Raw genomic sequence first — 13,232 nt, 5'->3', positions numbered from 1 at the left:
CTGGCGTGAACCACGGATTTCACAATGACACGACACCGCGCTATGATGAGGCTGCGGCCAAGCTTGCCGAGCAACGTATGGTAGCGTGGTTCCGCACGTATCTCGCTGGTTAAAGGAGACGCTGTCATGCCGTTGTTCAATATGCTTTCTAAGCTTGCCCAAGCACTGTTTGTAATCATGCTCACAACACTTCCGGGCACGGCAGAGCAACAAGCCATTGAACACGGCACCAGCTTCTAACGCATCTATCAAGCGCAGCAGACTTCTGCGCTTGATAGGCTTCCACAGATTGTCACGACATCGGGTGCAAATGTCACAATTGTTTGGGATAACACCACCATTTTGATCGACCCCACAGGTTCCCAAATTCAATACGCTGCTTACGGTTCACCGGATATTGTGGTGCTGACACGGGCACATCCGGACCACCTCAGTGTGCGCACCATGATCGGGATGCTACGCCGCAACACCGTCGTACTGGCGCCGCAAGCCGTGATTAATGAGCTGCCTTTAATGATTTCAAACAATGTCATCACGCCTTTCGAAGTTGGAGCAATTCAGCGAGTTGATGGGCTGGAGTTCACCGCAACCACCGCTGTGTCTGAAAATAGTGACCAAACAGATATCGGAGTCATAATTGAAAACGACAACACCCGCATTTACCTCTCCGGGTATACTGGGGCGACCACTCAGATGGCCGGGCTACGCAACATAAACGTGGCTGTCATCTCATTGTCCGAAGGCACAGACCTACGCAAGATGGCCAGAGCGGCTGCTGAAATGAGCCCCAATCTACTCGTCGTCAATGCATACGGAAACGATAACAGAAAATTGCGTGTCTTCCGGACCGAGATGAAAAAGTTGAATAGAGCTATCAAGGTTCAAGCCAGCGAAAGCTTCTGATGAGTGGATACTCAATGAGTCATTGTTTCTAAATAACGGTAATACTTGAGTATTAAAAAACTGCTCTGCGCATCAAAGATGCGGGACGCGACGGTCTAAGCTGTCCATAACGAGTCGCCCTCTGAAAACTGGGGCACCCAAGACTTCCCCGATTAAAGCAACAACGTTCCTTTTGATCACAAGCAGCCTAAGCCTGACCGCGCGAAAAGTGTTGCAAACGTTTGGTGTGATAGAGCCCCGAGGCGGTCCCAAGGTATACTTGGGTTGGTGTTTCCAAAGAGGGCGAAGCATCCTCTTTGGTGGGGTTTTTAAAGGGGCGAAGCGTCTTTATCGGAGCGGAATAACGCACGTTGTGAGGAAAGATAGAGGCACCTAAGGAGCGACTTTAAAGCCGGTGATTAGTTGCCTCAGACCAAAAGCCGCGCCACAAAAGATTGCGATAAGTGTAACCGGTGCACTGTATGCTAAGACCGAAAATGCAGCGATACCCTGACCCACACTACACCCTACTGCCAATATCGCGCCAACACCCATTAGCGCGGCTCCAAAAATCTGTCGTTTCAGCTCTCGCGGGTCTTCGCATGCCTCCCAGCGGAATTGCTTTTTGAACATTGAACCAAATGCAGCTCCAATAATGACACCCACCACCGAACCTACGCTAAACGAAACAGTATTTCCCGATGCTGTCATGCTATAGAAGATCGTATCTCCAACGGGTGCCGCAAAGGTATGTGTACGGATCGTTTCCCCATCAAAGCCGACTGTCGCCACCCAATGTGTTCCCACCCAGCCAGATGTGATGGCAAGGCCCACGAGCGCTCCCCATAACGCGTAGCTTTGAAACGGTTTGCCTCGTGCAGTTCGAAGCGATGCCAGCACAATAATCGCCCCTGCTACGATACCAACGACCCAAGGAGCTACGCCAAAATCACCCAACAACTGTGCCAACCCTTGGCTTGTGTCTGAGCTTTGTACCACGGGAAACAACATGACTCGCAAATGGGCGAGGGGACCTGACATCACGAAATATGCGGAGAGCCCCATAACCAGAACAATGACAAATGCCCGCAGGTCGCCGCCACCTAGTCGTGCGAGCGCACCGTAGCCGCAGTTGCCGGTCAAGGCCATGCCGTATCCAAAAAGCAGCCCACCGATGACTGTGCTGAGCGGGTTCCAGGCGCGTGATAGATATGCAACGTCGCTGCCTTCGACAAAAGCAGTACCCAACAACACCTGTGTTCCGATAATTGCCACTCCAACAGAGACACCCCACATACCCATCCGCCTGGGGTCAGCTCCATAGAGATAATCCTCAATTGCACCTAATGTGCAAAATCGGCCCAGTCTTGCGGCTAACCCAAGGGCTATTCCGCCCAATAGGCCAATCAAAGCTATTGTGTTTGCTTCTCCGAGAACTTCCATAGATGTCTAATCCTCCCGACCAAACTTGGGCGAGAAGTTTGGCTAGCTGTTTTTGCAAAACAGATCATATACGACTTCTATGATTTGCCGAGGGCGGTCATCTGTCAAGCTATAGTAAATAGCCTTGCCATCTCTACGTGGCTTTACCAAGCCTTCAAAGCGGAGCCGAGTTAGCTGTTGCGAGACGCTTGCCTGCCGAGCAGACAAAAGCTCTTCAAGCTCTGTTACAGACTTTTCGCCCGATGCCAGATGACACAAAATCATCAATCTACCTTCGTGACTGATCGCTTTTAGGAAGCTTGATGCCTGTTCGGCATTAGCAACCATTTTCTCCATATCCTCGGGGCACATATTTACGTCAAACACGGGCAGTTTACTTTTTGCTTCATCAGTGCGGAGGTTGGATGTGGCAGTTTGGCTATCCATAGGGGTCAACTCGCTTGCTCAAAAGATATATCAGCATCTTTGAGCATCTTCGAAAGGATTGCCCAAAAGAAGTCTTCACCAGGATAGCCTTCAATACGGCCAACTTCTTTACTGTCATTAACAAGAATAAAAGTGGGTGTAAAACGGACAGGCTTCTCGAGATCTACGTCTCGCGCTCCCGTTTTGATATCAAAGCGTTCAAGGCGAGCAGTTTTTCCTTCAGAAGTTTTGGGGTAAATTTCCGCTATCTCAGTATCCCATCGATCACACCAATAACATCCGTCTCTCTCAGCCATAAGTAAAACTGTCTCTGCAAATGCGGTGCAGGGAGTACAAAGTAATGTCGCAGTAAAAATCGCTTTGATCATGCTGGAGCGCCCTTTCGTTGACGTCTCTCGTGAATCCAACATATGCCTTTACGCAAATTGCTCAAGTGAGTGACGGAGATAAAATGTTCGAGGTGACTACAGTCGGTGCCCTTACAGCGGGCCTTTTGTCTTTTTTATCCCCCTGCGTTTTGCCGATAGTGCCATTCTATATTAGTTATTTTGCCGGCTCCCGTCTTAACCAAGCTCAATCCAGCGAGAACACGATTATCTCTGAACGCGCGCGGGCAGTAGCTTCTTCCATCTTTTTTGGTCTTGGTATCATTACGGTATTTGTCGCTTTGGGGGCGAGTGCCAGCACTCTGGGTGTACTGATGCAAGATTGGTTTGATGTACTTCGATTAGTGGCTGCGTGCCTATTAGTTGTAATGGGTCTACATTTTTTGGGTATCGTTCAGATTACTGGGTTCCACCGCCAGGTCAGAATTGAAACTCGTTTGATTGATCCTTCAAAATTTGTAGGAGCCTATGTTGTGGGGTTGGCATTTGCTTTTGGTTGGACCCCCTGTGTAGGGCCAGTCCTTGCCGCAATTTTATTTACGGCTGCCGCGCAAGATACCGCTGCAGATGGAGCGCAGTTATTATTTGTTTACGGAGTGGGCATGACCCTACCATTTGTTCTCGTATCGCTGTTTGTAGATCAATTCACATCATGGATGTCGCGGTTTAGGACATATCTTGGGGTGGTCGAAAAGATCACTGGTTTAGGACTGATTATATTCGGACTCCTCGTGGGGACCGATCAGATTGGAGCTATTGCGCAAGTGATGCTCGATTATGTGCCTTGGTTTAGCAGGCTCGGCTAGTGAGCGTAGAGTGAATGCGTGTAACAAAAACGTCAGATTTTAATGCCTCGTTTATTACATGTAAGGTAGTTTGCAGCCCTGTAAGCCAACCTACTCAATTACTGAATAACTTTGGGGCCGGGCTCTTTGAAACTCATTTAGCACGATTTATATCCTTACAACTGACTGCTGCGCTGCAGCATTATGCCTAAGTGTTGTATGGTTAGGTAGTTTGTTTGGCCTTTCCAGTCTGCCATTATGCGCAAAATATATCTTATTTTCTGCAAGTGCTAACAAATATAAAAATTCTTTTAATTGAATTTGTTGTTGCGTGAATGTGTTGGTGTCCACTAGCATACCTTAAATCAGCAACTGAATCGGCTTGGGAGGGGCGACTGATAATGCTGCAAAATGCGTCATCGACTGTTTGTGTCTTTGCTGGCGATTCAAGACATCCAGTTAGAACACTCGCGCAACGCCTCTTAGATCAAGCCGCTATTGCGAATTCACCGTCTCTCACTTTTTAACCACAGGAAGGGAAACCTACCGACATGACTACCCATACTAGACAATTTAACAGGCGCTCGATCCTTTCGTTGGGTGGTTGCGCATTGGCAATGACCGCTGTTGTAGGTACTCCGGCCCTTGCAAGCCTGACAGATGATGCAATTGCGGCTCTTACAGGCGGCGCAGGTGCTGTCGAAGGCGGCATTTCCATCACGGCCCCTGAAATTGCGGAAAATGGCAACACTGTTCCCGTGGAAATAAATGCTCCGGGTGCTGTCGCTATCACATTGTTCGCTGATGGGAATCCAACTCCAAGCGTTGCCACCTTCAAGTTTGGTGCGCTGAGTGCGTCGCGCACAGCATCTACACGCATTCGACTATCCACAACGCAGAACGTCGTGGCTGTTGCAGAGATGGCAGACGGATCATTCCAGATGGCTAAGGCAAATGTCAAAGTGACCATCGGTGGTTGTGGCGGCTAATTAGCTGCACTTCAAACATTCATACTGTCAGCGGCGCTGACAATATACCTAGGAGATACAATATGGCATCTGGTGTGAAACCAAGAGTGAAAGTACCCAAAACAGCTGAAGCTGGTGAAGCAATTACAATCAAGACACTGATCAGCCACAAAATGGAAAGCGGTCAGCGCAAGGATGATGACGGTAACCTTATTCCGAGGTCGATTATCAACCGCTTTACGGCCGAATTTAACGGCGAAAATGTGATTGATGTACTGCTTGAGCCAGCCATTTCTACCAATCCATATTTTCAGTTTGAAGCGATTGTCCCAGAGAGTGGTGAGTTCACTTTCAAATGGTACGACGATGATGGTGATATCTATGAAGCGAAAAAGAAGGTCAGCGTTGCTTAGTGAGATTTACGCCAGAGGGTGCCCGAATTAATTTTCAGCACTTAGCTACGTTTTAAGGCCGTGGCACCTTCACTCTCACATTTGTTTTCAAGACCAGCCAGCAGGACCAGATGGTCTTCCGAAACCACTTCAGCCACTTGCTTCAATTGATCCGTAACCAACCCTGAATATGGAAATTTGCACGAAATGAAATTCGAATATACATATAGCTTATTGAAAGAATTCATCGAATGATTTCACGCCGAGATTTTTTGCAAGTTGGTATGGCCGCCTCAGCCATCGTTGGTGGTTCTGGCTTTGGGAACTGGGCACGTTTGGCTGCCCAACAACGGCTCAGTCAGGATCAGTTACTTGAGTTTGATACGTACGGGAACGTTTCACTGATCCACATCACAGATATTCATGGACAACTGAAACCAATCTATTTTCGCGAGCCTTCCGTGAATATCGGAGTTGGTGCCAATGCTGGTGCGGTTCCGCACGTCACAGGTGCTGACTTTCGTAAAATGTACGGCATCGAGGACGGTAGTCCGAGCCACTATGCCCTAAGTTCAGGCGATTTTTCGTCTCTAGCACAAGGGTACGGGCGTGTTGGTGGTTTGGACCGCGTGGCGACAGTTGTGAAAGCTATTCGTGCTGATCGGCCTGATGCTATCTTGCTGGATGGCGGCGATACTTGGCACGGCTCCTACACAACGCACATGACACAAGCGCAAGACATGGTGAATGTCATGAACGCGCTCGCGCCTGACGCGATGACGTTCCACTGGGAATTCACCTTAGGCACTGAGCGCGTAACTGAGCTTGTCGAAAGCCTTCCTTTTGCGGCGCTAGGGCAGAACATCTTTGACTCGGAATGGGATGAGCCATCTGATCTCTTTCCACCCTATAAAATGTTTGAGCGTGGCGGCACGAAGATTGCTGTAATCGGTCAAGCATTCCCATACATGCCAATTGCCAATCCAGGCTGGATGTTCCCAGAGTTCTCGTTTGGTATTCGCGACGAAAACATGGCGAAGATGGTTGAGAAGGTACGTGCCGAAGGTGCAGAATGCGTTGTTGTTCTAAGTCACAACGGTTTTGATGTGGACAAGAAGATGGCCAGCGTAGTGCCTGGCATCGACGTTATTCTATCTGGTCACACACATGATGCGCTACCTGAGCCTGTAGTCGTTGGTAGTACAATTGTTTTGCCATCAGGCTCTAATGGTAAGTTTGTGAGCCGTGTCGATCTTGATATCCGAGATGGCCGGATGATGGGGTACCGCACCAAGCTGATCCCAATTTTTTCTGACGTAATTGCCCCAGACGCTGAAGTAGCTGCGATCATTGATGCCGAGCGAGCTCCCTATCTGCCTGAGCTGACTGAAGTTTTGGGACGTACTGATAGCCTTTTGTATCGTCGCGGGAACTTCAATGGAACTTGGGATGATTTGATTTGTGACGCATTGCTTAGCGAACGTGATGCGCAGATTGCGCTAAGTCCGGGAGTGCGATGGGGGCCATCGCTTGTGCCTGGTCAGGATATCACACGCGAAGATGTGTTTGGCGTCACTTCGATGTCTTACGGTCAGGCCTATCGTAGTGAAATGACCGGTGAATTTCTCAAAGTGATTTTGGAAGACGTCGCCGATAACATCTTTAATCCGGACCCTTATTATCAACAGGGTGGCGATATGGTGCGCACTGGTGGTCTTGGTTACCGGATTGACGTTAGCAAACCCCAAGGTGAACGCATTTCCGAAATGACATTACTCGCTACCGGCGAGCGTATTGATCCGTCTCATTCTTACGTTGTTGCCGGTTGGGCCAGCGTGAATGAGGGAACCGAAGGACCCCAAATCTGGGATGTGGTCGAGAACCATATCCGCAAGCTCGGCACTGTAACGGTGTCAGAAAACAATAGCGTCGACGTCGTTGGCCTTTGAATAGAAAATTGGAGAACTCAATAAATGGATGAGATGTCTAAAACCTCCCGTCGCGCCTTCTTGCGAGGAAGTGCTGCAGTAGCCGCAGGCACAGCTGCTGGTACTGTTAGTGCCCAAACACCTGATCCAGCCATTACCGAGTTGCAAGACTGGGCCTCATATCTGGGCGCGGGGGTAGATGAAACACCTTACGGCCTTCCGATTAGCTTTGAGTCCGACGTTATTCGTCGCAATGTTGAATGGCTGACAGCTTCACCTATTTCGTCTATCAATTTCACACCAATTCATGCGCTTGAAGGCACAATCACACCCCAAGGGTGTGCATTTGAACGCCATCACTCGGGGGCGATTGAACTCCACAAAGATGACTACCGATTGATGATCAATGGTCTTGTTGAGCGGCCTTTGGTCTTTACTTATGAAGACCTCGAGCGGTTGCCACGTGAAAACCATGTGTATTTCTGTGAATGTGCCGCCAACACAGGCATGGAGTGGGCCGGTGCGCAACTGAACGGCGTACAATTTACACATGGTATGATCCACAACATGGAATACACCGGTGTTCCTTTGCGGACGCTTCTGAAAGAAGCGGGAGCTGACATCTCTTTGGATAAATGGGTGTATGTTGAAGGCGCCGATGCATCATCGAACGGACGTTCCATACCTATGGAAAAAGCGCTGGATGACGTTTTGGTCGCTTTCAAAGCAAACGGTGAAGCCTTGCGGATGGAGCACGGATATCCAGTGCGTTTGGTAGTACCTGGCTGGGAAGGTAACCTCTGGGTTAAGTGGTTGCGCCGTATTGAAATCACTGATCGCGCAGTAGAGAGCCGCGAGGAAACATCAAAATATACCGACGTTTACGAGGATGGCGTAGCACGCAAGTGGACGTGGGTCATGGACGCAAAGTCTGTCATTACATCTCCAAGCCCGCAAATGCCGATTACACATGGTGCAGGGCCGATGGTTATTTCCGGTCTGGCTTGGTCAGGTCACGGTCAGATTACGCGCGTAGACGTGTCCAAAGACGGCGGCATTACCTGGGAAACTGCGCGGCTTGGCAAGCAGGGTGACACAAAAGCTCTGACACGGTTCTACTTAGACACAGAGTGGGACGGCGCCCCGATGCTTTTGCAAGCACGGGCTATGGATGACACCGGCTACGTTCAACCGACTAAAGAACAACTGAGAGAACAACGTGGCGAAAACGCTGTGTATCACAACAACTGTATCCAGACTTGGTACGTAGACGTAGAAGGGAAAGCCGAGAATGTCGAAGTTTCTTAATATCTTCTTGCCGGCAGCCAGTGGCACAGCATTAGCACTTGGGCTCGCATTTGGACTAGCGGGGCGTGATTATAACAAAAGCACTATCGAATCCCTCGAAATTCAGCTTGATCAAGCCAACGCTCGGACATCGGCAGCACAGAATACCAGCGATGCACAGAATGAAGTTGTCCAAGCTCTTCAAGATCGTCTGACGACTGTCGAAGCTAATCTGGCAGCAGCTGCCTCCCAGATTGGCTCTGTTGCCGAGCCTGCTCCGCTTAAGGCCGACACATATCAAATTGGTCGTTTAGCGCTATCTGAGGAAATTGCAGCATGGGATGTGGATGTTCTGCCGGATGGACGTGGGTTGCCCGTGGGATCTGGCGATGTGTTCACAGGTGAAGAGGTGTTTGCGGATCAATGTGCCGCCTGTCACGGTGACTTCGCTGAAGGTGTCGACAATTGGCCGGTGCTAGCGGGAGGTTTTGACACGCTGGCAGATGAGGACCCCATCAAAACAGTTGGCTCCTATTGGCCACATCTTTCTACTGTGTGGGACTATATCAATCGCTCAATGCCATTCGGCGCAGCAGGGACTCTGACTGCGGATGAAACGTACGCGATCGTTGCTTATATTCTTTATTCCAATGACATGGTTGATGACGATTTTGTGCTATCACAAGAAAATTTTGCTGACTTTGAAATGCACAACAAAGACGGTTTTGTTTTGGACGACCGCGCTGAAACTGAGTACGCGGCTTGGCGCACTGAGCCATGCATGAAAAACTGTAAAGAAGAAGTCGAAGTCACGATGCGGTCTGTCTTCTTGGTTGAGACACCGCCAGAAGGTGGTTCCAATTCGGTCATGAACAGTGCCACGATTGATGGTCTGCCGTCATTCTCGGCCACTGGGCCCGCATTTATCCCTGCAGCCACTGTTGCGCCAAAAGCACCTGCCGCCACAAAGGCAATTGTTGAAGAGGTGTCCGCAGAGGATCAGGAAGCGCAGCTGATTGATGATGGCAAAAAAGTGTTCAAGAAATGCCGTGCGTGCCATGAGGTTGGTGAAGGCGCCAAGAATGGTTCTGGCCCGCATTTGAATGGCATTGTTGGTCGGACCATGGGCTCGGTTGATGGTTTCAAATACTCAAAGGTGTTTGCAGCAGCGCTCGACGATGGTTTGGTTTGGGATGATGAAGCCTTGGCCAGTTTTTTGGAAAAACCAAAATCGTACATGAAGGGTACGAAGATGGCTTTTTCCGGCCTGAAGAAAGCATCTGACCAGCAGGCTGTCATCGAATATTTGCGAACATTTGGCGAGTAATCATGCTTTTGGATTTTTCTAGAATAGGATTATGTGTCACTTTGGCGGTCTCTGCATTTTCTGCCCACGCGGAAAGTGTAGGGGACCCCGATGCGGGCAAAAAAGTCTATAGGAAATGCGCCAGCTGTCACATGGTGGGTGATGATGCGCGTAATCGCGTCGGACCCAACCTCAACAATATCATTGGCGCACCTGCCGCAAATATTGATGGTGTGAAATACTCTAAGGCTTTAAAAAATGCCGCTGCTGACGGTCTGGTTTGGGATGAAGCCGCTCTTAATGCTTTCTTAGAGGCTCCGAAAAAATACCTGCCAGGAACGCGGATGAGTTTTCTGGGCTTAACAAAGTCTAGCGAGCGCGCGGATGTGATTGCGTACCTCGCAACATACTCTGATAGCTCGATCGCTCCGGAAGCCGGTTTTTCTGTATCACCGGAAATATTGGCTATGGATGGTGACGTCGCATACGGCGAGTATCTCGGGTCCGAGTGTACCACATGTCATTTATCAAGTGGTGCCAATGATGGCATCCCCGGCATTACGGGCTGGGACGAGGCCGATTTCGTTACCGCAATGCACGCTTACAAGGAAAAGTATCGCGATAATTCCGTGATGCAAATGGTCACTGGTCGTTTGGCCAATCATGAGATCGCTGCGCTTGCAGCGTATTTCAAAAGCCTCGGAAACTGAGGCAATAAAGGGAGGAATAAGAGATGACTATAAACAGAAGAAAGTTTTTGGGTGCCACAGTGGCGGCGTCTGCTGCTTTATCGGCTCCTATGGCGTTGGCTGCAGGGAGCGGCAAGCCGCGCGTCGTTGTAATTGGTGGTGGTGCTGGCGGTGCGACTGCGGCTCGTTATATCGCTAAGGATAGTAAAGGCGAAATTGATGTAACACTCATTGAGCCCACCCGTACCTACTACACCTGCTTCTTCTCAAACCTGTACCTAGGTGGTTTTAAGGAGATGGATGAACTCGGTCACAGCTACGGTGGTTTGGCTGCCGCTGGCGTGAATGTCATTCACGATTGGGCCATTGGTGTTGACCGCGATAGTAAGCAAGTCACGCTGGCCGGTGGCGCAAAGCTTACATATGATAAATTGGTGTTAAGCCCGGGTATCGATTTTGTTGATAACGCAGTAGCCGGATGGGATGTAACAGCACAAAACGCGATGCCTCATGCTTATAAGGGAGGCTCTCAAACAGAGCTTTTGAAAGCTCAGTTGGCTGCGATGCCTGAGGGTGGTGTATTCGCGATGGTAGCACCACCGAACCCATATCGCTGCCCTCCAGGTCCGTATGAGCGGGTCTCGATGGTTGCGCATTACCTCAAAGCAAATAACCCGACTGCAAAAATTATTGTTGCAGACCCTAAGCCGAAATTCTCAAAAATGGCGCTGTTCCAAGAGGGTTGGGCAAATAACTATGGCGGTATGATCGATTGGGTCGGTGAAGAATTTGGCGGCGGTAACGTCGAAGTTGACCCGAACGGTATGACGCTCAGCATTGATGGAGAGGTTGTCAGTGTTGACGTGTGCAACGTCATCCCAGCCATGAAAGCCGGTAAAATTGCTGAAATTGCAGGCGTTACTCAAGGCAATTGGGCGCCGGTGAATGCTGCTGACATGTCCAGCAAAGCAGATGCAGACGTATATGTTCTTGGCGACGCTTCACAGCAAGGCGATATGCCAAAGTCAGGGTTCTCAGCAAATAGCCAAGCCAAGGTATGTGCAAACGCAATTCGTGGTGCGCTGACGGGTTCACGTGTGTTCCCTGCCAAGTTCTCTAACACATGCTGGTCGCTGATCGACACTGACAACGGTGTTAAAGTTGGCGCAACATATGAAGCAACCGATGAAAAGATCGCCAAAGTCGATGGCTTCATCTCATCTACTGGTGAGAGCTCTGAAGTACGTAAGGCAACCTACCTCGAATCTGAAGGTTGGTACTCTGGTATTACTGCGGACATGTTCGGGTAATACATTTTACAAACACTCTCGGGCGCAATGTGCCGTCCGAGAGTTTTCTGGACCGTGTGTTGAGCTAAGCTATGCCGCTCTTTTGCGTTAGTTCATTTCTGATTTATATTATGAAAACAGTATTTAAGGTGGCCCACTTCATGCATTTCAAAGAACTAATAGCTTGTTGTGTGCTGATGGTGGGCCCGGCGCAAGCTAACGACGTCGGCATTACCAAAGGCCTAATGAACGTAACAGTTCAAACCGCTGATGGCGTAGTTGATATCACCCGCAACCAAGATCCGAATGCAAGGTTGCAAGAACCATGGACACAGACGTCACGGCCATGTCCAAACTTCTGCATCCAACCAATGATACCTGCTCCTGGTGTGGCGCCAGTTGGTGAGCTGGAAGTTCTTGAATTTTTACAACGAGAAGATGCGGTATTGGTCGATGGGCGGCTACGCACTGACTACGATAAAGCTACGATACCGGGCGCAATCTCTATCCCGTATACACAAGCTGCGGACAGATTGGATGAGCTAGGGTGCGAGATTGATTTCGATGGATGGATTTGCAGTGATGCGGCTCCGATTGTTGTTTTGTTTTGTAACGGTCCGTGGTGCGGCCAATCACCCACTGCTGCTCGGCGTATGATTGCTGCGGGATATCCAGCCGAAAAAATTCGATACTATCGTGGCGGCATGCAAAGCTGGAACATGTTGGGCCTGACGGTTCACCCTGGAAATGGCTAAACCCATTATTTAGTAGGCGTCTTCAATTTGAGGTTCGCTATCGGATCGACAGATCCGGCACACTGTTCTGACAATGCAAATCCTAAGTTGCAAACCTGTTCAAACATTTACGGCTTGGGGCTAGGCCATCTAGAGCCTGTCTGTTCAAGAGCGGCATAACCTAACCGTACAACCAAGGTCATGCCCTTTTGGCTCGATCACTGGGATTAGCCTGCATGTTGAGCGTTCAGCCGCAATGAGTACGCGCAGACCAAACCTACCTACTGAAATGGAAGGCTAAAAATGAAGCACTGTTCCAGCATGTTTTCAGCTTCTTATGGCTTAAGTGACAATGTCACTGAAGGCGTGGCTGTTGGGGTGTATTCTGCGGCTATGTTATCGTCCCGAGGAGGCATTCATGATCACTAATTCAGGTAGCACGGCGCGACGCTTTATGACGGCGGCTGGCATCAAGACAGGTTGGACATAAACATGGAAACAGCTTTCACTCCKTTYGSCTCCCTTGGCGGTGGCCTCGCGATTGGTCTTGGCGCCGTCATGTTGATGCTTGGCCTTGGCCGCATTCTGGGGGCGACCGGTATCATGTCCGGTCTGGTTTTCGCACAAAACCGTGCAGAGGCATCGTGGCGCGCCGCCATGATCCTTGGCATGATCGCCGCACCCGGCGTGATCTTCTTGGTCAGTGGCACAATGCCC

General features: G+C 49.8%; 14 protein-coding genes and 1 pseudogene. 12 read left to right on the top strand and 3 right to left on the bottom strand.

Annotated features, from left to right (window positions below):
- Both NIG5292_RS14850 and NIG5292_RS14675 read left to right on the top strand, forming a co-directional pair.
- A partial coding sequence (locus tag NIG5292_RS14850; RefSeq protein WP_199555605.1) for a dienelactone hydrolase family protein occupies positions 1 to 113 on the top strand: 113 nt, incomplete at its 5' end.
- 130 nt (positions 114 to 243) lie between these two features.
- Positions 244 to 903, top strand: a complete 660-nt coding sequence (locus tag NIG5292_RS14675) for an MBL fold metallo-hydrolase (RefSeq protein ID WP_082136709.1) — start codon at positions 244 to 246, stop codon at positions 901 to 903.
- 372 nt (positions 904 to 1,275) lie between these two features.
- On the opposite strand, the gene NIG5292_RS13195 is transcribed toward NIG5292_RS14675, so the two are convergent.
- The 3 genes from NIG5292_RS13195 to NIG5292_RS13185 are packed head-to-tail and all read right to left on the bottom strand — an operon-like array spanning position 1,276 to position 3,119.
- Positions 1,276 to 2,325 (bottom strand): YeeE/YedE family protein, encoded by a 1,050-nt coding sequence (locus NIG5292_RS13195; RefSeq protein WP_048600014.1) that lies wholly within the window; start codon positions 2,323 to 2,325, stop codon positions 1,276 to 1,278.
- Positions 2,326 to 2,367: 42 nt separating this feature from the next.
- The gene (locus tag NIG5292_RS13190; protein ID WP_048600013.1) at positions 2,368 to 2,751 is read right to left on the bottom strand and encodes an ArsR/SmtB family transcription factor; all 384 of its coding nucleotides are present in this window, start codon (positions 2,749 to 2,751) and stop codon (positions 2,368 to 2,370) included.
- 5 nt (positions 2,752 to 2,756) lie between these two features.
- A complete protein-coding gene (locus NIG5292_RS13185; protein ID WP_048600012.1) occupies positions 2,757 to 3,119 on the bottom strand; it encodes a thioredoxin fold domain-containing protein in 363 nt (120 codons plus the stop codon).
- Positions 3,120 to 3,136: 17 nt separating this feature from the next.
- Between NIG5292_RS13185 and NIG5292_RS13180 the strand changes: the two genes are divergently transcribed.
- From NIG5292_RS13180 to NIG5292_RS13135, 10 genes and pseudogenes are all read left to right on the top strand, one after another.
- Positions 3,137 to 3,943 carry a cytochrome c biogenesis CcdA family protein gene (locus tag NIG5292_RS13180; protein ID WP_306372346.1) on the top strand — a complete coding sequence of 269 codons (807 nt, stop codon included), beginning with the start codon at positions 3,137 to 3,139 and terminating at the stop codon, positions 3,941 to 3,943.
- A gap of 530 nt (positions 3,944 to 4,473) precedes the next feature.
- A complete protein-coding gene (soxY, locus tag NIG5292_RS13175) occupies positions 4,474 to 4,911 on the top strand; it encodes a thiosulfate oxidation carrier protein SoxY (protein ID WP_048600010.1) in 438 nt (145 codons plus the stop codon).
- Positions 4,912 to 4,973: 62 nt separating this feature from the next.
- Positions 4,974 to 5,303 carry a thiosulfate oxidation carrier complex protein SoxZ gene (soxZ, locus tag NIG5292_RS13170; RefSeq protein ID WP_048600009.1) on the top strand — a complete coding sequence of 110 codons (330 nt, stop codon included), beginning with the start codon at positions 4,974 to 4,976 and terminating at the stop codon, positions 5,301 to 5,303.
- Positions 5,304 to 5,533: 230 nt separating this feature from the next.
- Positions 5,534 to 7,231, top strand: coding sequence for a thiosulfohydrolase SoxB (soxB, locus tag NIG5292_RS13165; protein ID WP_048600008.1), 1,698 nt, complete (start codon positions 5,534 to 5,536; stop codon positions 7,229 to 7,231).
- A gap of 24 nt (positions 7,232 to 7,255) precedes the next feature.
- Complete coding sequence (soxC, locus tag NIG5292_RS13160) at positions 7,256 to 8,518, top strand: sulfite dehydrogenase (protein WP_048600007.1); 1,263 nt, start codon at positions 7,256 to 7,258, stop codon at positions 8,516 to 8,518.
- Positions 8,502 to 9,824 carry a c-type cytochrome gene (locus tag NIG5292_RS13155; protein ID WP_082136708.1) on the top strand — a complete coding sequence of 441 codons (1,323 nt, stop codon included), beginning with the start codon at positions 8,502 to 8,504 and terminating at the stop codon, positions 9,822 to 9,824. Before soxC ends, NIG5292_RS13155 begins: the two co-directional genes overlap by 17 nt.
- 2 nt (positions 9,825 to 9,826) lie before the next feature.
- Positions 9,827 to 10,513 (top strand): c-type cytochrome, encoded by a 687-nt coding sequence (locus NIG5292_RS13150; protein ID WP_048600006.1) that lies wholly within the window; start codon positions 9,827 to 9,829, stop codon positions 10,511 to 10,513.
- A 23-nt stretch (positions 10,514 to 10,536) separates the two neighbouring features.
- The gene (locus NIG5292_RS13145; protein WP_048600005.1) at positions 10,537 to 11,802 is read left to right on the top strand and encodes an NAD(P)/FAD-dependent oxidoreductase; all 1,266 of its coding nucleotides are present in this window, start codon (positions 10,537 to 10,539) and stop codon (positions 11,800 to 11,802) included.
- A 140-nt stretch (positions 11,803 to 11,942) separates the two neighbouring features.
- A complete protein-coding gene (locus NIG5292_RS13140) occupies positions 11,943 to 12,536 on the top strand; it encodes a rhodanese-like domain-containing protein (RefSeq protein WP_048600004.1) in 594 nt (197 codons plus the stop codon).
- A 471-nt stretch (positions 12,537 to 13,007) separates the two neighbouring features.
- Positions 13,008 to 13,232, top strand: a pseudogene (locus NIG5292_RS13135) (YeeE/YedE family protein); the annotation flags it as partial.

This window comes from Nereida ignava, assembly GCF_001049735.1.
Taxonomy (GTDB): domain Bacteria; phylum Pseudomonadota; class Alphaproteobacteria; order Rhodobacterales; family Rhodobacteraceae; genus Nereida; species Nereida ignava.
The sequence above is the reverse complement of the archived record's forward strand: the minus strand, read 5'-3'. Positions and strand labels throughout refer to the sequence as shown.

Excerpts from the sequence above, each read along its gene's own strand:
- NIG5292_RS13190 (WP_048600013.1), bottom strand. The coding sequence starts at position 2,751 with ATGGATAGCCAAACTGCCACATCCAACCTCCGCACTGATGAAGCAAAA.
- soxC (WP_048600007.1), top strand. The coding sequence starts at position 7,256 with ATGGATGAGATGTCTAAAACCTCCCGTCGCGCCTTCTTGCGAGGAAGT.
- soxB (WP_048600008.1), top strand. The coding sequence starts at position 5,534 with ATGATTTCACGCCGAGATTTTTTGCAAGTTGGTATGGCCGCCTCAGCC.
- NIG5292_RS13145 (WP_048600005.1), top strand. The coding sequence starts at position 10,537 with ATGACTATAAACAGAAGAAAGTTTTTGGGTGCCACAGTGGCGGCGTCT.
- NIG5292_RS13195 (WP_048600014.1), bottom strand. The coding sequence starts at position 2,325 with ATGGAAGTTCTCGGAGAAGCAAACACAATAGCTTTGATTGGCCTATTG.
- NIG5292_RS13155 (WP_082136708.1), top strand. The coding sequence starts at position 8,502 with ATGTCGAAGTTTCTTAATATCTTCTTGCCGGCAGCCAGTGGCACAGCA.
- NIG5292_RS13185 (WP_048600012.1), bottom strand. The coding sequence starts at position 3,119 with ATGATCAAAGCGATTTTTACTGCGACATTACTTTGTACTCCCTGCACC.
- soxZ (WP_048600009.1), top strand. The coding sequence starts at position 4,974 with ATGGCATCTGGTGTGAAACCAAGAGTGAAAGTACCCAAAACAGCTGAA.
- NIG5292_RS13150 (WP_048600006.1), top strand. The coding sequence starts at position 9,827 with ATGCTTTTGGATTTTTCTAGAATAGGATTATGTGTCACTTTGGCGGTC.
- soxY (WP_048600010.1), top strand. The coding sequence starts at position 4,474 with ATGACTACCCATACTAGACAATTTAACAGGCGCTCGATCCTTTCGTTG.
- NIG5292_RS13140 (WP_048600004.1), top strand. The coding sequence starts at position 11,943 with ATGCATTTCAAAGAACTAATAGCTTGTTGTGTGCTGATGGTGGGCCCG.